The sequence below is a fragment of the Pseudomonas sp. B22(2017) genome, assembly GCF_002113105.1.
GTDB lineage: Bacteria > Pseudomonadota > Gammaproteobacteria > Pseudomonadales > Pseudomonadaceae > Aquipseudomonas > Aquipseudomonas asiatica.
In genome coordinates this window covers 171,582-190,893 of sequence record NZ_NEJN01000009.1, presented here as the reverse complement: position 1 = coordinate 190,893, position 19,312 = coordinate 171,582, and the positions used below count along the sequence as shown (strand labels likewise).

General features: G+C 60.5%; 17 protein-coding genes. 1 reads left to right on the top strand and 16 read right to left on the bottom strand.

The features are described 5' to 3' along the window. Positions 1-109 precede the first annotated feature (109 nt). From CAG18_RS18795 to CAG18_RS18750, 10 genes are all read right to left on the bottom strand, one after another. Positions 110-889 carry an RHS repeat-associated core domain-containing protein gene (locus CAG18_RS18795; protein WP_085721353.1) on the bottom strand — a complete coding sequence of 260 codons (780 nt, stop codon included), beginning with the start codon at positions 887-889 and terminating at the stop codon, positions 110-112. Positions 890-1,273: 384 nt separating this feature from the next. Then, on the bottom strand, positions 1,274-2,263 hold the full coding sequence (locus tag CAG18_RS18790) for a sulfate/molybdate ABC transporter ATP-binding protein (protein WP_013974693.1): 990 nt from the start codon (positions 2,261-2,263) through the stop codon (positions 1,274-1,276). A gap of 3 nt (positions 2,264-2,266) precedes the next feature. Then, complete coding sequence (gene cysW / locus CAG18_RS18785) at positions 2,267-3,139, bottom strand: sulfate ABC transporter permease subunit CysW (RefSeq protein WP_015272212.1); 873 nt, start codon at positions 3,137-3,139, stop codon at positions 2,267-2,269. An 11-nt stretch (positions 3,140-3,150) separates the two neighbouring features. Then, complete coding sequence (gene cysT, locus CAG18_RS18780) at positions 3,151-3,969, bottom strand: sulfate ABC transporter permease subunit CysT (protein WP_013974695.1); 819 nt, start codon at positions 3,967-3,969, stop codon at positions 3,151-3,153. Positions 3,970-4,153: 184 nt separating this feature from the next. Continuing rightward, a complete protein-coding gene (locus CAG18_RS18775) occupies positions 4,154-5,161 on the bottom strand; it encodes a sulfate ABC transporter substrate-binding protein (RefSeq protein ID WP_013974696.1) in 1,008 nt (335 codons plus the stop codon). 49 nt (positions 5,162-5,210) lie between these two features. Next, a complete protein-coding gene (oscA, locus tag CAG18_RS18770; RefSeq protein WP_003258557.1) occupies positions 5,211-5,393 on the bottom strand; it encodes a sulfur starvation response protein OscA in 183 nt (60 codons plus the stop codon). 257 nt (positions 5,394-5,650) lie between these two features. Then, positions 5,651-8,707 carry an efflux RND transporter permease subunit gene (locus CAG18_RS18765; protein ID WP_054573415.1) on the bottom strand — a complete coding sequence of 1,019 codons (3,057 nt, stop codon included), beginning with the start codon at positions 8,705-8,707 and terminating at the stop codon, positions 5,651-5,653. Further along, entirely contained in the window at positions 8,704-9,771 is a 1,068-nt protein-coding gene (locus CAG18_RS18760; RefSeq protein WP_025341031.1) for an efflux RND transporter periplasmic adaptor subunit, read from the bottom strand. Before CAG18_RS18760 ends, CAG18_RS18765 begins: the two co-directional genes overlap by 4 nt. Further along, positions 9,768-10,856, bottom strand: a complete 1,089-nt coding sequence (locus CAG18_RS18755) for an efflux RND transporter periplasmic adaptor subunit (RefSeq protein ID WP_024087886.1) — start codon at positions 10,854-10,856, stop codon at positions 9,768-9,770. The genes CAG18_RS18760 and CAG18_RS18755 overlap by 4 nt, the downstream gene beginning before the upstream one ends. Before the next feature lie 209 nt (positions 10,857-11,065). Then, complete coding sequence (locus tag CAG18_RS18750) at positions 11,066-11,344, bottom strand: DUF3077 domain-containing protein (RefSeq protein ID WP_054573416.1); 279 nt, start codon at positions 11,342-11,344, stop codon at positions 11,066-11,068. A gap of 443 nt (positions 11,345-11,787) precedes the next feature. Here CAG18_RS18750 and CAG18_RS18745 point away from each other — a divergent pair, with 443 nt between their 5' ends. Further along, complete coding sequence (locus tag CAG18_RS18745) at positions 11,788-12,243, top strand: transposase (RefSeq protein ID WP_054573417.1); 456 nt, start codon at positions 11,788-11,790, stop codon at positions 12,241-12,243. A gap of 149 nt (positions 12,244-12,392) precedes the next feature. Here the strand turns inward: CAG18_RS18745 and CAG18_RS18740 are convergent, their stop codons facing one another. The 6 genes from CAG18_RS18740 to CAG18_RS18715 form a co-directional block, all read right to left on the bottom strand. Then, positions 12,393-13,286: an ABC transporter permease subunit gene (locus CAG18_RS18740; RefSeq protein ID WP_003258560.1), complete on the bottom strand. Its 894-nt coding sequence runs from the start codon at positions 13,284-13,286 to the stop codon at positions 12,393-12,395. Continuing rightward, a complete protein-coding gene (locus tag CAG18_RS18735) occupies positions 13,283-14,203 on the bottom strand; it encodes an ABC transporter permease subunit (protein WP_015272217.1) in 921 nt (306 codons plus the stop codon). The genes CAG18_RS18740 and CAG18_RS18735 overlap by 4 nt, the downstream gene beginning before the upstream one ends. Continuing rightward, on the bottom strand, positions 14,200-15,342 hold the full coding sequence (potA, locus tag CAG18_RS18730; RefSeq protein WP_013974704.1) for a polyamine ABC transporter ATP-binding protein: 1,143 nt from the start codon (positions 15,340-15,342) through the stop codon (positions 14,200-14,202). The genes CAG18_RS18735 and potA overlap by 4 nt, the downstream gene beginning before the upstream one ends. Before the next feature lie 71 nt (positions 15,343-15,413). Next, a complete protein-coding gene (locus CAG18_RS18725) occupies positions 15,414-16,508 on the bottom strand; it encodes a polyamine ABC transporter substrate-binding protein (RefSeq protein ID WP_015272218.1) in 1,095 nt (364 codons plus the stop codon). Between the two features lie 158 nt (positions 16,509-16,666). Next, complete coding sequence (locus tag CAG18_RS18720; RefSeq protein ID WP_039615410.1) at positions 16,667-17,764, bottom strand: polyamine ABC transporter substrate-binding protein; 1,098 nt, start codon at positions 17,762-17,764, stop codon at positions 16,667-16,669. A gap of 170 nt (positions 17,765-17,934) precedes the next feature. Continuing rightward, entirely contained in the window at positions 17,935-19,296 is a 1,362-nt protein-coding gene (locus CAG18_RS18715) for an aspartate aminotransferase family protein (RefSeq protein WP_015272220.1), read from the bottom strand. Positions 19,297-19,312 lie beyond the last annotated feature (16 nt).

Here is a 19,312-nt window from a genome sequence, read left to right as displayed (position 1 = left end):
ATATGAAAAGTCATATCATTCCTGGATCCCGCATCCCCCGCCGCTTGTACCGCTCAGAGGGTGGACCGCATACCTTGCAGGCATAAAAAAAATGTCCGCGAGGCATCGCTCATCGACGCATCATTTGACCATCCATACGAACACTCATCGCTGGCACACTTATCGACCTCAAGTAATTCACCGCCGCCTGTGAGTTTCTGTAACTAGGAAGATAATGACCCGAATGATTATCAACATAAGTTTGACCATTTTCCCTATATATATATCCCGCAGCTACAACCGGAGAGACCGACCTTAATTGACGTCTACCAAGTTCCGCAAGACTGGCGTGAGAAAGAGGAGCGTCATCAAATTCGGAAAAGGTACTGATAAAAAAATTTTCATCCTGCCTTAGAATGAATTTATGCTTTTTCTCAGAAAAGTCCAACACCGACAAGCCCTTCTGATTAACCACATGCGTCACGCTCTCTTTACCAGATGAAATTTTTTCTCTGGCATATCTAATCTCTGGCACAATCGATTCTTTCTTCCAGTTCCGTAATGGGCGCCATTCAACGGGACCTTTAATCTTGGCAAAGAGCAGACTTTTAAAGCGACGCGCCGCGATCGCGGTCAACGCCAACGTCGCGAAAGAAGTGTTTCCGTTAGGGTCTTGACGATTAACAGGATCCCCTAAGCAATAACAGTAACAATTCAACCCACCACTATCGAAAGGACTTAACTCATCAGGTCTATTGAAACGCATCAACGCTGGACTGAACGCTCTGTATCCGCGCCCTAGAAAATATAGATCACTTAGACCATCAAGGTGTTCACCATTAAAATTCAATGCACCCACAAAAGCGCTGGCAGAGAATAAATATCCATAAGGAGAGTATGAATTAAACATATTACAAACCCCATGATTTTCTACGCGATGAATTTAAACCTCAGGACGCCTTAAGAACAATGGCCGTGGGAACAGCCCAGAAAAGCGCACTCGACAATTCCTTGATTCAGGCCCACCCAAAAACCCAATACTCCGCCGATTCCCGGTGATTGAAAACTAGCAAATTTACTAGGCCAAGAATCAAGAGCTTCTAGATCGACAGCTATATAGGACCTCCGCCGTTATCCACAGCGAGAAGCCGATTACTTAACCAACCGCTAAATCTTGCGCACGCATCGTTTATCCATAAAAAGCAGAGGGTTCTGCTTAGCATTAGCGCCGCCATTCTGTCAGGCATAAAAAAGCCCGGGACCAACCCCGGGCTTTTTCATCATCAAAGGCGACTCAGATATCCGCCACCTTCTGCCAAACCTTCGGCCGGAAGAACAATGTCTCCCCACGCGCCAACCCGGTCAGGCTGTCATGGTCCTTGACCACTTCGGCCTCGATCAGCTCGCTCTGCCCCTCCACCTTCAAGGTCACCCGCGTGGTCGCGCCCAACGGCCGAATGTCGCGCACCTCGGCCGCATGGTGCCCTTCGGTCTCGTGCCGCGACAGCGACACTTCGTGGGGGCGGAACAGCACATGATGTCCTTCGCTCAGGGCCAAGCGGTTGGAGTCACCAAGGAAGTGGTAGACGAAATCGTTGGCCGGGTGCTCGTACACCTCGCCCGGCGAGCCGATCTGCTCGATCACGCCCTTGTTCATCACCACGATGCGGTCAGCCACCTCCATGGCTTCTTCCTGGTCGTGGGTGACGAACACCGACGTCAGGTTGATGTCCTCGTGCAGGCGCGCCAGCCAGCGGCGCAGCTCCTTGCGCACCTTGGCATCCAGCGCACCGAAAGGCTCGTCCAGCAGCAGCACCTTGGGTTCCACCGCCAGCGCACGGGCCAGGGCGATACGCTGGCGCTGGCCACCGGACAACTGCTCGGGGTAGCGGTCGGACAGCCAGTCCAGCTGCACCATGTTCAGCAGTTCATGCACCTTCTCGGCTATCTTGCTCTCGCTCGGGCGCTCGCCCTTGGGCTTCATGCGCAGGCCGAAGGCAACGTTGTCGAACACACTCATGTGGCGGAACAACGCGTAGTGCTGGAACACGAAACCGACGTTGCGGTCGCGCACGTCATGGCCGGACACGTCCTCGCCATGGAACACGATATTGCCCTGGTCGGGGGTTTCCAGGCCGGCGATGATGCGCAGCAACGTGGTCTTGCCGCAGCCGGAAGGGCCGAGCAGGGCCACCAGCTCGCCGCTGTTGATGTCCAGGTTGATGTTGTCCAGGGCCTGGAAGCTGTTGAAGCGCTTGCTGACGTTACGAACTTCGATCGACATGAATCATTCCTCCGCGGCGCTGTGGCGCAGGCGGTTAATACGGTTCTCGCTCCACTGCTTGAGCAGCAGGATGAAGAGCGCCAGGATCAGCAGCAGGCTGGCCACGCTGAAGGCCGCGACATGGTTGTACTCGTTGTAGAGGATCTCCACGTGCAGCGGCAAGGTGTTGGTCACGCCGCGAATGTGGCCGGACACCACCGACACCGCGCCAAACTCGCCCATGGCCCGCGCGGTGCACAGCACCACCCCGTAGATCAGGCCCCATTTGATGTTCGGCAGGGTCACGTGCCAGAACATCTGCCAGCCATTGGCGCCGAGCAAGCGCGCGGCCTCCTCTTCCTGCGTGCCCTGCTCCTGCATCAGCGGGATCAGCTCACGGGCCACGAACGGTACGGTGACGAAGATGGTGGCCAGGACGATGCCCGGCAGGGCGAACACGATCTGGATATCGTGGTCCTGCAGCCATGGCCCGAACAGGCCTTGAGCGCCGAACATCAGCACGTAGACCAGGCCGGCGATCACCGGCGATACCGAGAACGGCAGATCGATCAGGGTGACCAGGATACTCTTACCACGGAAGGTGTACTTGCTCACGCACCAGGCGGCGCTGACACCGAACACCAGGTTCAGCGGCACCGAAATGGCCACGGCGAGCAGGGTCAGCTTCAGCGCCGACAATGCGTCAGGCTCGAAGATCGCCTCGAAGAAGGTGCCAAAGCCGTTCTTCAGCGCCTGCGACACCACGATCACCAGTGGCAGCAGCAGGAACAGCGCGAACACCAGCCAGCCAAGGCCGATCAGGATACGCCGCGAAGTGGCGCTGCCCCTGCGGGCAGCGTTGGCGGCGGCGGTTGCATTCAGGGATGAACTGGACATGCCGGCCTCCTTCAAGGGGTTTCGATGCGGCGCTGCAGCAGGTTGATCAGCAGCAGCAGGATGAAGGAAACCACCAGCATCAGCACGCCGATGGCGGTCGCGCCGGTGTAGTCATACTGGTCGAGCTTGACCATGATCAGCAGCGGCAGGATCTCGGTCTTCATCGGCATGTTGCCGGCAATGAAGATCACCGAACCATACTCGCCCACGCCGCGGGCGAAGGCCAGGGCAAAACCTGTCAGCCAGGCAGGCAGCAGCGCTGGCGCCAGCACATGGCGGAACACCTGCAGCGGCTTGGCGCCCAGGCAGGCAGCGGCCTCCTCCACTTCACGCGGAATGTCGGCCAGCACCGGCTGCACCGTACGCACCACGAACGGCAGGGTGACGAAGGTCAGCGCCAGGGTGATGCCCAGTGGGGTGTAGGCGATCTTGAAGCCCAGGTCGGTGGCGAACTGGCCGACCCAGCCCGAGGGCGCGTACAGGGCGGTCAGGGCGATACCGGCTACAGCCGTGGGCAGGGCGAACGGCAGGTCGATCATCGCATCGATGATCTTGCGCCCGGGGAAGGTGTAGCGCACCAGCACCCAGGCCAGCAGGGTGCCGATCACTCCGTTGATGATGGCGGCGAACAGGGCGGTGCCGAAACTCAGCTTGAGCGCGGCGATCACCCGCGGTGCGCTGATGATGTTCCAGAACTGCTCCCAGGTAAGCTGCGCGGCATGCACGAACATGGCGGCCAGCGGTATCAGCACGATCAGGCTGAGGTACACCAAGGTGTAGCCCAGCGTCAGCCCGAAGCCGGGTATGACGGGGGAAATGCGGCGTGACATAAATATCCCTGGTTGAACGCACTTGGCCCGGGAACGATCCCGGGCTGGTGCTAGCTTCTGAAATCCTGGGGCTGCTTTGCAGCCCATCGCGACGCAAGGCCGCTCCTACAGGGGTGCGCGTACCTCTGTAGGAGCGGCCTTGTGTCGCGATGGGCCGCATGGCGGCCCCGCTTTTCCTTGGCCCTTACTGTGCCTGATAGATCTGGTCGAACACACCGCCATCATTGAAGAATTTCGGTTGTGCAGTCTTCCAGCCACCAAAGTCCTTGTCGATGGTTACCAGGTCCAGTTTCGGGAACTGCTTGCCAAACTCGGCAGCGACCTTCTCGTCACGCGGGCGGTAGAAGTTCTCGGCTGCGATCTTCTGCCCGGCCGGGCTGTACAGGTGCTTGAGGTATTCGGTGGCAATCTCGGTATTGCCCTTCTTCTCGGCGTTCTTGTCCACCACCGCCACCGGCGGTTCGGCGAGGATCGACAACGACGGCACGACGATCTCGAACTTGTCGGCGCCACCGTCTTCCTTCAGCGCCAGGAAGGCTTCGTTTTCCCAGGCCAACAGCACATCGCCCTGGCCGTTATTGACGAAGGTGATGGTCGAGCCACGGGCGCCGGTATCCAGCACCGGGACGTGCTTGAACAGCTCCTGCACGTACTCCTTGGCCTTTTCTTCGCTACCGCCGGCCTTCAGGCCATAGGCCCAGGCAGCCAGGAAGTTCCAACGGGCGCCGCCGGAGGTTTTCGGGTTGGGGGTGATGACCGACACATCCTTCTTGATTAGGTCGCCCCAGTCCTTGATGCCTTTCGGGTTGCCCTTGCGCACCAGGAACACGATGGTCGAGGTGTACGGGGTGCTGGCATCCGGCAGACGGGTCTGCCAGTTGTCTGGCAGGGTCTTGCCGAGCTTGGCGACTTCATCGATGTCGCCGGCCAGGGCCAGGGTCACCACGTCGGCACGCAGGCCATCGATCACCGCACGGGCCTGCTTGCCCGAACCGCCGTGGGATTGCTGGATCTTCACCTTGTCGCCCGGGTGGGCCTGCTGCCAGTGCTTGATGAACTCGGCGTTGTACTGCTGGTACAGCTCGCGGGTCGGGTCGTAGGACACGTTCAGCAGTTCGTAGTCCTTGGCGATGGCGGAACCGGCAAAAACAGCACTGGCCAGGGCGGCAAGCGCATAACGGCGGATGGACATGGTGAAGCTCCCGATTGGCATTTTTCTAGTTTTTGAATGTGTGGTGCGATCAGCCGGTCTTGTTGCCGGGCTGCTGTAGGCGGAACTTCTCCTTGCGCTCGATCTGTACGACCTGAGCGTTGTGCACGGTGATCTCCACCGCACCGAATCGCAGGTCGCGCAGAGCGCTCTGGATTTCCCGCAGAATGGTGGCTTCGTCCTGACCGTCGATGCTACGCAGAGATGCACTCATGCTCGTTCTCCTTGGAGTGAGGGTGCCGGGCTGAGGTTTGAAGGGGATTTGCGCCTGGCTTGAGGGCAATAGTAGTGAGGCGGGATTATTCTTAAAAATACTGTTTGAGAATGTTTATATAACCATTTTTCAAGCACCGCATTTCCCTTGTAGGAGCAGCCTCGTGCTGCGAAGAGGCCGGCAATCCCATCAGCATTTGATGATGAATTTACCGGCCTCTTCGCAGCACGAGGCTGCTCCTACAAGGGGATGCGTGGTCAGGAGGGTTTCTTCTGTGGCTCGCGGATCTTGTACCAGGCCACATACAAGGCCGGCAGGAACAGCAGCGTCAGCAGGGTCGCCACGATGATCCCGCCAATCATGGCGTAGGCCATCGGCCCCCAGAACACTTCGCGGGCAATCGGGATCATGCCCAGGCTCGCCGCCGCCGCGGTCAGCAGAATCGGCCGGCGCCGGTGGTTGGTTGCCTCCACCACCGCATCCCACGGCGACAAGCCCTGGGCTTCGAACTCATCGATCTGCGTCACCAGGATCACCGAGTTACGAATGATGATGCCCGCCAGCGCGAGAATGCCGAGAATCGCCACGAAGCCCATGGGCGTACCTGTGGGCACCAGCGCAATGATCACGCCAATCAACCCCAGCGGCGCCACGCTGACCACCAGGAACAGCTTCTGCACGCTGTGCAGCTGGATCATCAGGAACGTCGCCATCAGGAACAGCATCAGCGGGATGACCTTGCGGATCGGCCCCTGCGCCTTGGCGCTCTCCTCCACCGTGCCGCCGGTGGCCACTTCGAAGCCCACCGGCAACTTGCTGGCGAACTCGTCGATCTTCGGCTTCAGCTGGGCCACCAGGTCGGTGGGCTGGATGTCACCGTTGACCGATGCCTTGATGGTGATGGTCGGCTTGCGGTCACGACGCCACACAAGCGGCTGCTCCAGCTCGTAGCGCACAGTAGCGAACGCAAGCAGCGGGATCGAAGTGCCGTTGGGTGTCAGGATCTGCAGGTTCTGCAAGGTATCCGGCGAGCCACGCTCGCTGTCCTCGGCACGGGCGACCACGTCGACCAGGTAGATGTTGTCGTTGACCTGGGTGATCTGCACGCCGCTGACGATGCTGTTCATCACATTGGCCACGTCCTCCGACGACAGGCCCAGCTGGCGCGCCTTGTCCTGGGCGATTTCCACGCGCAGCACCTTACCCGGCTCGTTCCAGTCGTAGATCATCTCGCCGATGTGTTCGTTCTGGTCGAGCAAGGTGGCCAGCTCGATGGCGTGCTTGCGAACCTCGTCGATATTGGCACCGCTTACCCGATACTGGATCGGCCGGCCCACCGGTGGGCCCATTTCCAGCGATTGCACGTTGGTGCCGACGCCAACGAATTCTTCATGCAGGATCTTCTGCAGGCGCTCCATCATGGCCTGGCGTTCTTCGAAGCCCTTGCTGACGATCACCAGCTGCGCGTAGTACGGGTTCTGCAACTGCTGGTCGAGGGGCAGGTAGAAGCGGATCGCGCCCTGGCCGATATAGGTACTCCAGTGCACCAGGTCCGGGTCGTCCTTGATTCGCGCCTCGAAACGGTCGACCACCTTGCGCGTCTCCTCGATCGAGGCGTTCTGCGGCAGGTTGAGGTCGACGAGGATTTCCGGGCGGTCAGAGGACGGGAAGAACTGGTTCTGCACGAAGCGTTCGCAGAAGATCGCCAGGGCGAACAGCACCACGGTGCCGATGATGGTCAGCCAGCGGTTGCGCATGCACCACAACAAACCATGCTCGAAGGCCCGGCCGACGCGCCCGGGCTCGGCTTCATGGTGCTTGAGCTTGGCACTGCTGAGGATGTGCACGCCTAACACCGGGGCGAAGAATACCGCCACCACCCACGACACCATCAGTGCCACGGCAATTACCGCAAACAGCGTGTAGGTGTATTCACCCGCCGAACTGGCGTTGAGGCCGATCGGCACGAAACCGGCCACAGTCACCAGGGTGCCGGTGAGCATGGGGAAGGCTGTGGAGGTATAGGCAAAAGTCGCCGCCTGCTCCTTGCTTTCGCCCATTTCCAGCCGTGTGACCATCACTTCCACAGTGATCATCGCATCATCCACCAGCAGGCCCAGGGCGATGATCAGCGCCCCCAGCGAAATCCGCTGCATGGTGATACCGCTGTACTCCATGAACACGAACACCATGGCCAGCACCAGCGGGATCGAGCAGGCCACCACCAGCCCGGCACGCACGCCGAGGCTGACGAAGCTCACCGCCAGCACGATCACCACCGCCTCGAACAGCGCACTGGTAAAGCCGCCGACCGCTTGCTTGACCACCACGGCCTGGTCGGAAACAGTGTGCACCCCGACGCCCACCGGCAGGTCTTCGACCACCTGGTCCATGCGCTTTTTCAGCGCCGCGCCGAACACCTGGATATTGCCGCCGGCCTTCATGCCGATGGCCAGGCCCAGCGCCGTCTGGCCGTTGTAGCGGAACATCGGCGAAGGAGGGTCGACGTAGCCGCGCTCGATATCGGCGATGTCTGCCAGGCGGAAGAAGCGGTCGTTGATCTTCAGGTTGACGGTTTCCAGGTCCTTTTCCGAGGTGAATTGCCCAGATGTACGCACCGAGATACGTTCAGGCCCTGCCTCGATCACACCGGCAGGGGTCACGGCGTTTTGCGATTGCAGGGCCTGCATGACCTGCCGCTGGTCGATGCCCAAGGCTGCCAGCTTGCGGGTGGAGAAGTTCAAGTACAGCACTTCGTCCTGGGTGCCGATCAGCTCGATCTTGCCGATGTTGGGCACATCGCGCACTTCGGCCCGCGCCTGCTCCACGTAGTCGCGCAGCTGGCGCAGGGTCAGGCCGTCGGCAGTGAAGGCATAGATAGAACCGAACACATCGCCGAATTCATCGTTGAACCCGGGCCCCTGGATACCTGCAGGGAATTCACCGCGAATGTCCTGGATCTTCTTGCGCACCTGGTACCAGATTTCCGGGATGTCCTTGGCCTTGGTGGTGTCGCGCAGGTACACGTAGACCGTGGATTCGCCGGGGCGGGTGTAGCTTTTGGTGTAGTCGAGGGAGTCGAGTTCCTCGAGCTTCTTCTCGATACGGTCGGTGACCTGGTACAGGGTTTCGTCCTGGGTAGCGCCGGGCCAGCGGGTCTGGATGACCATGGTCTTGATGGTGAACGACGGGTCTTCCTCACGGCCCAGGTTGAAGTAGGAGAAAATCCCCATCAACAGGGCAACGAACATCAGGTACCAGACGAACGATTGATGCTTGAGCGCCCAGTCGGACAGGTTGAAGCTTCCTTTCATTGCGCATCCTCGTCGAAGGTGACCTTCTGGCCAGGCTTGAGGCTATTCACGCCCGCAGTCACCACCCGCTCGCCGGGTTGTACGCCCGAGCTCAGGACGACGCTGTCGGCGGTGCGGCCGATCAGGGCCACATCACGAGTGGCCACGGTCTTCTGTTGCGTATCGATCACCCATACCTGGGTCTTGCCGTCGCGCTCGAGCAAGGCACTCAAGGGCAGTTCGCTGCGCGGCGACACCTCCGAACTCAGGGTCACGCTGATGGCGGTGCCCAGGTGGAAGGCCGCCGGGGTGCTGGCCAGGGTCAGGCGCGCACGGCGGGTGCGCGTGGTGGCGTCGGCCTGGGGTTCCAGTTCCCGCAGGCTGGCGGTGGTGTTGATGGTCGGGTCCAGCTGCGAAGCAACGGTGAAGGTCAGGCCTTTGCTCAACTGCTCGGCCAGGCCGATCGGCAGGTCAATCACCGCTTCCTTCACATCCGGTCTGGCCAGGGTTACCACGGCCTGGCCAGCGGTGACGGTCTGCCCGGCTTCAGCCTGCCAGGCAGTGATTACCGCGGCGTGGTCGGTGCGCAGGGTACTGTAATCGAGCTGGTCACGCGCCTGGCTGAGCGCAGAGCGCGCTTGCTCCAACGCCGCGCTGGTGGTTTTCAGGTTGGTCTGGGCGATATCCAGCTGGGCCTGGGCACCTACGCCACGGTCATATAACTGTTGCTGCCGGCGGGCATCGGCCTGGGCGTTGATCCACTGCGCCTGCACCTTGGCCAGGTCGCCCTCGGCGGCGCGCAACTGGTTCTGCTGGTCGGTCGGGTCGAGGGTGGCCAGGGTGTCGCCCGGTTTCACCTGGGCGCCCACATCCAGCCAGCGCCGGGCAATTCGCCCGGAAACCCGGAAGCCCAAGGTGCTTTCGAAACGGGCCTGGATACTGCCGGCGAAGCGGCCCAGCTGCGACTGCACCTGGGGTTCGACCTTGACCGACAGCACCGGCCGAATCGGCTCCGGCACTTCATCCTCGCTACTGCAGCCGGCCAACAGCACGCCGGCCGACAGCATCAGCAGCAGGCGCTTCATAGCTCACCCCCTTTGGCCTTGGCATCGATCTTCAGTACCTGCATGCCGGGGTGCAGCAACTGCCCGCCATTGACCACCACGGTCTCGCCGCCTTTCAGGCCACTGGCGACCACGATCCTGCCGGTGAGGTAACGGCTGACCTCGACCTTGCGCAGCTCTACCTTGTCACCCTCGCCCACTACCCAGACGGCGGGCTCATGCAGGGCCTTGGTCAGTGCCGACCATGGCAGCTCGATACTTGGTCGGCCCTGGGCATTGGTGGTGGCCGTCACCGGTGCACCCAGTTGCATCCCTGGCGGCACATCCCTCAGCCCGACCTTGACCTGTACCGTGCCGCTTTGCGCGGACACCGTAGGGGTGATTTCGCGCACGAAGCCACGGGCCTGAACCTTGGGGTCGTCCAGCAGGCTGACGATCACGCCGGCATCGCTGGGCGGGGCCACCAGCAGCGATTCGTAGACATTGAACACGGCATCACGGTCGCCATCGGTGGCCAGGCTGAAGATTGGCATGGTCGCCTGCACCACCTGGCCGACTTCGGCCTGGCGCTCGGTGATGACACCATCGGCCTCGGAGACCAGCGCGGTATAGCTCAGTTGTTCGTTGGCGTTGGCCAATTGCGCCTGTGCGGCCTTGAGCGCGCTCTGGTTACTACGCAGCGCGGCTTCGGCGGAATCGTATTCGCTCTGGCTGGTGTAGCCCTTGGGCAACAGCTTTTGCTGGCGCACGAACGCGGCACTGGTCTGGGTGACCCGCGCCTGCGCGGCGAACACCTCGGCCTTGGCCGAGTCGACATTGTTCTGCAGGTCTTTCGGGTCCAGCCGCGCCAACACCTGGTTGGCCTTTACGTGGTCGCCGACATCGACACTGCGCGAAATGATCTTGCCGCCCACACGGAACGACAGGTCGGTCTGCACCCGCGCCTGCACATCGCCAGTCAGGGTGACCCTGGCAGCGAAATCGGTGGGTGATACCTGTTGCACGCCTACGCGTGGCAGTGTTTCGGTGGTTTCTTCCTTACTACAGCCCGACAGCAGGGACACAAGCCCCAGGCAGACGACCAACAGCGGACGTATCAACGTCATGCAGGCTCCTTGCTTGCGCGCAAATGATTCGTGGAATGCGACTGTTAGCGTAGATCAGGGTTCGATAAACGGCACTGACTGCGATCAAGCTGGCATTTTCGGCGCCTGCGCGGGCCTCTTCGCGGGCACGCCCGCTCCCACAGGATGGTCGCCAGCCTCAAGCGTGCGCTGTACCTGTGGGAGCGGGCGTGCCCGCGAAAGGGTGAAGGTCAGAGCTGAACTGAAGCCTTGTTCAGTCCAAGTTCGATGTCATCGATCAGTGCTTTTGCAAAGCCACTGAGAATTCTCGCGGCACTACCGGCCAGCCGGTCATTTTCCATCTCGGCTTCGGTCGTCAGGTGATTGATGCAACCGAGCATTACGGAGAGTTCGGAGAAGGCATGGTTGAAGGGGATATTGGCCTGGACGCGGAAAAGGTCCATGCAGGTTTCGCGGCCGACGGTGCTGCTGTGTGATGGATGGGAAGTGCCTGGAGCAGAATTGGTCATGGTGGATCTCCTATATCTGGACAAGGAGTTGCCACCTGCATCTTTCTCACGGATCAGGGCGGCAACCGTACGCGAGGTGAGAAACCGCGGATATAGGAACGCAGCCAGACGTAAGTCTGCCCGCGCACGGTTGCCATGACGAAAGCACTATATCGTTGGGTTCTCACACCCAGTCCCGACGACGTTATCCCTAGGGCATTTCCCCTACAACAGAGCAGCTTCCACACGGCTCGTAGGATAATTCCCAAGCCGATCCAGCTGAAGCCTTTGGTTTGAGTTGATGAAAAGTCGTACGCCTTCAGGGCCTCTTCGCGGGCATGCCCGCGAAGAGGCCGGCACAGCAATGCATGAGCTTCTGCCATATTCAGAAACCATCAGCCACCCGGTCCCCCCGCTTCAGCCACTACCTTTCAAAAGGAGGTTCAATTTCAAGGAAGATCACAATGCCATTAGCCGAATCCCACCGACTGCGTCGTGGGCGCTACTCCGAGCCAGGCAGGCTCTACCTGCTGACCACCATCACCCACCAACGAAAACCACTGTTCCATGACTTCGACAATGCTCGCCTGGTGGTCAAACATCTGCGGGTTTCAAATGACATTCAGGATTGCCATTCCCTGGCCTGGGTAGTGATGCCGGACCACCTGCACTGGCTGGTCGAGCTGAAGGAAGTGGCATTGGGAACGTTGATGCGCAAGTTCAAATCACGCACAGCCATTGCGTTACGCAAGGCAGGTGTCAGGCACAAACCGATCTGGCAACCCGGTTACCATGACCATGCGCTGCGGCGGGAAGAGTGTGTGGTGCATGTAGCCCGGTACATTGTTGCCAATCCCTTGAGGGCAGGATTGGTCAGAAGTGTCAGGGACTATCCACACTGGGATGCGGTATGGCTTTGAGTCGGCGTTGGGGCCTTCGCGGGCTTGCCCGCTCCCACAGGGCTCACCACAAACCTGAAGGTTTTGGTACCTCTGTCCCACAAGGATCACCACAAGCCTGAAGGCTGTGATGTCCTTGTGGGAGCGGGCAAGCCCGCGAAAGGGCCAGGTCAGGCCGACGCAGCAACCTGCGCCGGGCGCTTGACCTGTGGCTGCGAAGCATTCGCCGCAGCGCCCTCTTCGATCGCCTGCTGTATCGCCTTGCGCCGGCGCTCTTCCGCTTGGCGGCTGAAGTACCAGACGAAGAAGGTCACCAGCGACACCGACAGCAGGATCAGGCTGGCCACGGCGTTGATCTCCGGCTTCACGCCCAGGCGCACAGCCGAGAACACTTCCATCGGCAAGGTGGTCGAACCAGGGCCGGAGACGAAGCTGGCCAGTACCAGGTCATCCAGCGACAGGGCGAACGACATCATGCCGCCCGCCGCCAGCGATGGCGCAATCATCGGGATGGTGATCAGGAAGAACACCTTCCACGGCTTGGCACCCAGGTCCATCGCCGCTTCCTCGATCGACAGGTCCAGCTCCCGCAGGCGTGCCGACACCACCACCGCCACATACGCGGCACAGAACGTGGTATGGGCAATCCAGATGGTGACGATGCCACGCTCCTGCGGCCAGCCGATCATCTGCGCCATGGCCACGAACAGCAGCAACAGCGACAGGCCGGTGATCACCTCGGGCATTACCAGCGGCGCGGTGACCAGGCCACCGAACAGCGTGCGTCCCTTGAAGCGGGTAACCCGGGTCAGCACGAACGCCGCCAAGGTACCCAGCGCCACCGCCGCCACCGCCGTGTAGCAGGCGATTTCCAGCGAACGCATCACCGACCCCATCAACTGGGTGTTGTCGAGCAGGCCGACGTACCACTTCACCGACCAGCCACCCCACACCGTCACCAGCTTGGAGGCGTTGAACGAGTAGATCACCAGGATCAGCATCGGCAGGTAGATGAACAGCAAGCCGAGCACCAGCATCAGCTTGGAGAAACTGAAGCGCTTCATGCCCTGCCCTCCATTTCTTTGGCCTGGCTGCGGTTGAACAGCAGGATCGGCACGATCAGGATCGCCAGCATGACCACCGCCAGCGCAGAGGCCACCGGCCAGTCACGGTTGTTGAAGAACTCTTGCCACAGCACCTTGCCGATCATCAGGGTTTCCGGGCCGCCAAGCAGTTCAGGGATCACGAACTCGCCTACCACCGGGATGAACACCAGCATGCAGCCGGCGATGATGCCGTTCTTCGACAGTGGTACGGTGATCTTCCAGAAGCTGTTGAAGGTGCTCGAACCCAGGTCCGAAGCGGCCTCGAGCAGGCTCGGGTCGTGCTTCACCAGGTTGGCGAACAGCGGCAGGATCATGAACGGCAGGTACGAATAGACCACGCCGATGTACACCGCCAGGTTGGTGTTGAGGATTTGCAGCGGCTGGTCGATCAACCCGGTCCACAGCAGGAAGCCGTTGAGCAGGCCGTTGTTGCTGAGAATACCCATCCAGGCATAGACGCGGATCAGGATCGCGGTCCAGGTCGGCATCATGATCAGCAACAGCAGGACCGTCTGGGTTTCCTTCTTGGCGTTGGCAATGGCATAGGCCATCGGGTAGCCGATCAACAGGCACAGCAGGGTGCTGAAGAAGGCCATCTTCAGCGAGCCCAGGTAGGCCGAGATATACAGCTCATCCTCGGTCAACAGGCCATAGTTGGCCAGGTTGAGCACCAGCTGGACCTTGTCTTCGACGTAGCTGTAGATCTCGGTATACGGCGGGATCGCCACGTCGGCTTCGGCGAAGCTGATCTTCAGCACGATGAAGAACGGCAGCATGAAGAACAGGAACAGCCAGATGAACGGCACGCCGATCACCAGGTGCCGCCCCTCCGGGGTAATACGCTGGAAGGCTCGCTTGAGCTTGCGCAGTTTCATGACCGCAGTACCACGCCGCTGTCGTCTTCCCACCACACGTACACTTCATCGCCCCAGGTCGGGCGGGTGCCCTGGCGCTCGGCGTTGGCGACGAACGACTGGACGACCTTGCCGCTCGGCAACTCGACGTAGAACACCGAGTGGCCACCCAGGTAGGCAATGTCGTGAACCTTGCCGCGCGACCAGTTGTGCTCGCAGGTCGGTTGCTGGGTGGTGACCAGCATCTTTTCCGGGCGCAGGGCGTAGGTGATGTGCTTGTCTTCCACCGACGTGGTGATGCCGTGGCCGACATAGATCTTGCGCTCCAGCTCCGGGCTGGCAATGATCGCGTGGCCTTCGGCGTCGTCGACCACTTCACCTTCGAACAGGTTGACGTTGCCGATGAATTCGCACACCAGGCGGCTGGTAGGCGTCTCGTAGATGTCCACCGGCGAGCCGATCTGGGCGATCCAGCCCAGGTGCATGATGGCGATGCGCTGGGCCATGGTCATGGCCTCTTCCTGGTCGTGGGTCACCATCACGCAGGTCACGCCAACGCGCTCGATGATCTCCACCAGTTCCAGCTGCATCTGCGAACGCAGTTTCTTGTCCAGTGCACCCATCGGCTCGTCGAGCAGCAGCAGCTTGGGGCGCTTGGCCAGCGAGCGGGCCAGTGCCACGCGCTGGCGCTGGCCGCCGGACAGCTGGTGCGGCTTGCGCTTGGCGTACTGGGTCATGTGCACCAGCTTGAGCATCTCGGCCACGCGGGCGTCGATCTCGGCCTTGGGCATCTTGTCCTGCTGCAGACCGAAGGCGATGTTCTGCGCCACGGTCATGTGCGGGAACAGCGCGTAGGACTGGAACATCATATTGATCGGCCGCTCGTAGGGCGGCATGTCGGTGATGTCGACGCCATCGAGGAAGATCCGCCCTTCGGTCGGGCGTTCGAAGCCGGCCAGCATGCGCAGCAAGGTGGACTTGCCAGAACCGGAGCCCCCCAGCAGGGCGAAGATCTCGCCCTTGCGGATTTCCAGGGACACATCGTCCACGGCTACCGTTTCGTCGAACTTTTTCGTGACCCGGTCGATCTTGACCAGCACCTGCTTGGGTTGCTGGCCACCCTCGAGGGCTTTTTTATAGGCACCGGAGGCAACTGCCATGAGTGAAACTCCCAACAAGATTTTTGTGCCCGCGAGCCCTGTGCTACAGGTGCCGCCACGGGCCTGGATTTTTACTTGCCCGACTTGACCTTGGTCCAGCTACGGGTCATCAGCCGTTGCACCTTGGGTGGCAACTCTGAATTCACGAACATCTTGTTCAGCACTTCCTGCGGTGGGTAAACCGCGGCGTCAGTCCTCACGGCCTGGTCCATCAGGTCGCCAGCCTTGGGGTTCGGGTTGGCGTAACCGACGTAATCACTGACCTGGGCGATAACCTCAGGCTTCAGCAAATAGTTGATGAAGGCATGCGCCTCTTTGACGTTCTTGGCGTCCTTGGGAATCGCCAGCACGTCGAACCAGAGGTTGCCGCCTTCCTTGGGAATGGCGTAGGCCAGGTTCACGCCCTTCTTCGCTTCTTCGGCGCGGGTCTTGGCCTGGAACACATCACCTGAGAAACCTGCCGCGACGCAGATGTCGCCGTTGGCCAGGTCGGTGATGTACTTGGACGAGTGGAAGTAGGTCACGTACGGGCGTACCGCCAGCAGTTTCTTCTCGGCGGCCTGGTAGTCCTTGGCATTGGTGCTGTTGGGGTCCAGCCCCATGTAGTTGAGCACCGCCGGCAGCATTTCGTCCGCCGAGTCGAGGAAGGCCACGCCGCACTTGGCGAGCTTCTTCATGTTCTCGGGCTCGAACAGCACTGCCCAGGAGTCGATGGTGTCCACGCCCAGCGCGGCCTTCACCTTGTCGACGTTGTAACCGATGCCGTTGGTGCCCCACAGGTAAGGCACGGCGTACTGGTTGCCCGGGTCGTTCCTTTCCAGGCGCTTCATCAGCGCCGGGTCCAGGTTGGAATAATTGGGCAGCAGGTTCTTGTCGAGCTTCTGGAACGCGCCCGCCTTGATCTGCTTGCCGAGGAAATGGTTGGACGGCACTACCACGTCATAGCCGGTATTGCCGGCCAGCAGCTTGCCTTCCAGAGTTTCGTTGGAATCGAACACATCTTGCACGGGCTTGATGCCTGTGGCTTTCTCGAAGTCCGCGAGTGTGGTCGGGCCGATGTAGTCGGACCAGTTGTAGAAGTGCACCGTAGGCGCCGCTTGGACGCTGCATGCCAGCGTCAGGCCCGCTCCAGCCATCAAGGCCTTGCGGAATACAGAAATGGACAAGTGGGTGGTCCTCACAATCAGTGCCTGGGTAGCGACAATGCTGCCGCACACGCAAAACCGGCGCGCAACTTACCTTCGCAGCTTCGATGCCGCAATCATCAATTGCCTTTCACTGGCTCTGGGCCGGGATTCCCCGACCCAGAGGTACCGCATCGGGCTTATTTGCCCGACTTGATCTTGGTCCAGCTGCGGGTGATCACACGCTGGGCAGAAGCTTCAGGCGCAGCGATCGCGTACAGCTGCTTCTTCACTTCAGCTGGTGGATAGATGCTCGGATCGCTGGTGATTTCCTTGTCCACGAACTGGGTGGCGGCAGCGTTGCCGTTCGGGAAGCGCACGGCGTTGGTGATCTCGGCCATGATTTCCGGCTGCATCAGGAAGTTCATGAACTGGTAGGCAGCGTCTTTATGCTCGGCATCCTTGGGGATGGCGACCATGTCGTAGAAGGTACCGGCACCTTCCTTCGGAATGACGTAGTCCACCTTGACCTTGTCGCCAGCTTCGTGGGCACGGGCCTTGGACTGCTCCAGGTCACCCGAGTAACCGACAGCTACGCAGATGTTGCCGTTGGCCATGTCGCCGATGTACTTGGACGAGTGGAAGTAGGTGATCGAAGGACGGATCTTGAGGAACAGGTCCTCGGCGGCCTTCAGGTCTTCCTTCTTGGTACTGTCGGTCGGCAGGCCCAGGTAGTGCAGAGCAGCCGGGAGCATTTCGGTCGGGGCATCGAGGAAGCTAACGCCGCAGCTCTTGAGCTTGGCGATGTTCTCAGGCTTGAACACCACGTCCCACGAGTCGATCTTGTCCACGCCCAGCGCGGCCTTGACCTTCTCCGGGTTGTAGCCGATACCGATCGAGCCCCACATGTACGGGAAGGCGTGCTTGTTGTCCTTGTCGCTGGCATCGCCAACGGCCTTGAGCAGGTCAGGGTCGAGGTTTTTCCAGTTCGGCAACTTGGAGCGGTCCAGTTCCTCATACACGCCAGCCTTGATCTGCTTGGCCAGGAAGTTGTTGGACGGCACTACGATGTCGTAGCCGGACTTGCCGGCCAGCAGTTTGGCCTCGAGGGTTTCGTTGCTGTCGAATACGTCGTACTTGACCTTGATGCCCGACTGTTTCTCGAACTTGGCGATGGTGTCCGGAGCGATGTAGTCCGACCAGTTGTAGACGTTCAACACCTTGTCTTCAGCCTGAACAGCGGTAGCCATGGCACCCATCAGGGCGGTGGCCAGCAACGTCTTGCCCAATTTATTCATGCGTAATGCTCCAGAATTTTTTATTTAGCCATCTGTTCAGCAGCCAGGACCTACGGTGCAGAGCGCGCGGCGACTGAAACAGTCGCTAGTCTGGCAAGTTACAAGGCCCTGTATCAAGGAAAGCAGGGCCTTGTAACGACTTAATGTCACATCGCTAGCCTAGCAAACTGTCAACGAATCGCTTCGAGCGTCAGGTCCAGGCATTTGCGTGCCTTTTCCACCAGTTCGTCGATCTCTGCATGGCTGATCACCAGCGGCGGCGCAATGATCATGGTGTCACCCACCGCACGCATGATCAGGCCGTTTTCGAAGCAGAAGGTGCGGCAGATCATGCCCACGCCCTTGCCTTCGTAACGGCTGCGGGTGGCCTTGTCCTTGACCAGCTCGATCGCGCCGAGCAGGCCCAGGCCGCGTACCTCGCCCACCAGAGGGTGGTCCTGCAGCTCACGCAAACGCTTTTGCAAATAAGGTGCCGCTTCGGTGCGCGCCTTCTCGACGATTTTCTCGTCGCGCAGGATGCGCAGGTTTTCCAGGCCCACCGCCGCCGCTACCGGGTGGCCGGAGTAGGTGAAGCCGTGGTTGAAGTCGCCGCCTTCGCTGAGTACCTGGGCCACGGTGTCACGCACGATCACACCGCCCATGGGGATGTAACCGGAAGTCAGGCCCTTGGCGATGGTCATCAGGTCGGGCTTGAGGTCGTAGTAGTCGGAGCCGAACCACTCGCCGGTGCGGCCGAAACCGCAGATCACTTCGTCGGCAACGAACAGGATTTCGTACTTGGCGAGGATCTCCTTGACCTTCGGCCAGTAGGTTTCCGGCGGGATGATCACGCCGCCGGCACCCTGGATCGGCTCGGCGATGAAGGCGGCGACGTTGTCTTCGCCGACTTCGAGGATTTTCTGCTCCAGCTGCTCGGCCGCCCACACCCCGAACTCATCCGGGGTCATGTCGCCGCCTTCGCCGAACCAGTAAGGCTGTGGGATATGCACGATGCCAGGAATCGGCAGGCCGCCCTGCTCGTGCATGCCGCTCATGCCACCCAGGCTGGCACCAGCCACGGTGGAGCCGTGGTAGCCGTTGATGCGGCCGATGATGGTCTGCTTCTGTGGCTTGCCTTTCAGCGCCCAGTAATGGCGGACCATGCGCAGCACGGTGTCGTTGCCTTCGGAGCCGGAGCCGGTGAAGAACACATGGGTCATGCCTTGCGGCGCCACGTCGGAGATCGCCTTGGCCAGTTCCAGCGCAGGCGGGTGGGCAGTCTGGAAGAACAGGTTGTAGTACGGCAGCTCGCGCATCTGCTTTTCTGCCGCCTGCACCAGTTCTTCACGGCCATAGCCCACAGCCACGCACCACAGGCCAGCCATGCCGTCGAGGATCTTGTGCCCCTCGCTATCCCACAAATGCACACCCTGGGCCTTGGTGATGATGCGCGGCCCCTTCTCCTTCAGCTGCTTGTAGTCGCTGAAGGGCGCGAGGTGATGCTCCCCGCTCAGGGTTTGCCATTCACGGGTTTGCGGGTTGTTGACGCTCATGTGCTTCTCCGTTGTT

Excerpts from the sequence above, each read along its gene's own strand:
- CAG18_RS18795 (WP_085721353.1), bottom strand. The coding sequence starts at position 889 with ATGTTTAATTCATACTCTCCTTATGGATATTTATTCTCTGCCAGCGCT.
- CAG18_RS18790 (WP_013974693.1), bottom strand. The coding sequence starts at position 2,263 with ATGTCGATCGAAGTTCGTAACGTCAGCAAGCGCTTCAACAGCTTCCAG.
- cysW (WP_015272212.1), bottom strand. The coding sequence starts at position 3,139 with ATGTCCAGTTCATCCCTGAATGCAACCGCCGCCGCCAACGCTGCCCGC.
- cysT (WP_013974695.1), bottom strand. The coding sequence starts at position 3,969 with ATGTCACGCCGCATTTCCCCCGTCATACCCGGCTTCGGGCTGACGCTG.
- CAG18_RS18775 (WP_013974696.1), bottom strand. The coding sequence starts at position 5,161 with ATGTCCATCCGCCGTTATGCGCTTGCCGCCCTGGCCAGTGCTGTTTTT.
- oscA (WP_003258557.1), bottom strand. The coding sequence starts at position 5,393 with ATGAGTGCATCTCTGCGTAGCATCGACGGTCAGGACGAAGCCACCATT.
- CAG18_RS18765 (WP_054573415.1), bottom strand. The coding sequence starts at position 8,707 with ATGAAAGGAAGCTTCAACCTGTCCGACTGGGCGCTCAAGCATCAATCG.
- CAG18_RS18760 (WP_025341031.1), bottom strand. The coding sequence starts at position 9,771 with ATGAAGCGCCTGCTGCTGATGCTGTCGGCCGGCGTGCTGTTGGCCGGC.
- CAG18_RS18755 (WP_024087886.1), bottom strand. The coding sequence starts at position 10,856 with ATGACGTTGATACGTCCGCTGTTGGTCGTCTGCCTGGGGCTTGTGTCC.
- CAG18_RS18750 (WP_054573416.1), bottom strand. The coding sequence starts at position 11,344 with ATGACCAATTCTGCTCCAGGCACTTCCCATCCATCACACAGCAGCACC.
- CAG18_RS18745 (WP_054573417.1), top strand. The coding sequence starts at position 11,788 with ATGCCATTAGCCGAATCCCACCGACTGCGTCGTGGGCGCTACTCCGAG.
- CAG18_RS18740 (WP_003258560.1), bottom strand. The coding sequence starts at position 13,286 with ATGAAGCGCTTCAGTTTCTCCAAGCTGATGCTGGTGCTCGGCTTGCTG.
- CAG18_RS18735 (WP_015272217.1), bottom strand. The coding sequence starts at position 14,203 with ATGAAACTGCGCAAGCTCAAGCGAGCCTTCCAGCGTATTACCCCGGAG.
- potA (WP_013974704.1), bottom strand. The coding sequence starts at position 15,342 with ATGGCAGTTGCCTCCGGTGCCTATAAAAAAGCCCTCGAGGGTGGCCAG.
- CAG18_RS18720 (WP_039615410.1), bottom strand. The coding sequence starts at position 17,764 with ATGAATAAATTGGGCAAGACGTTGCTGGCCACCGCCCTGATGGGTGCC.
- CAG18_RS18715 (WP_015272220.1), bottom strand. The coding sequence starts at position 19,296 with ATGAGCGTCAACAACCCGCAAACCCGTGAATGGCAAACCCTGAGCGGG.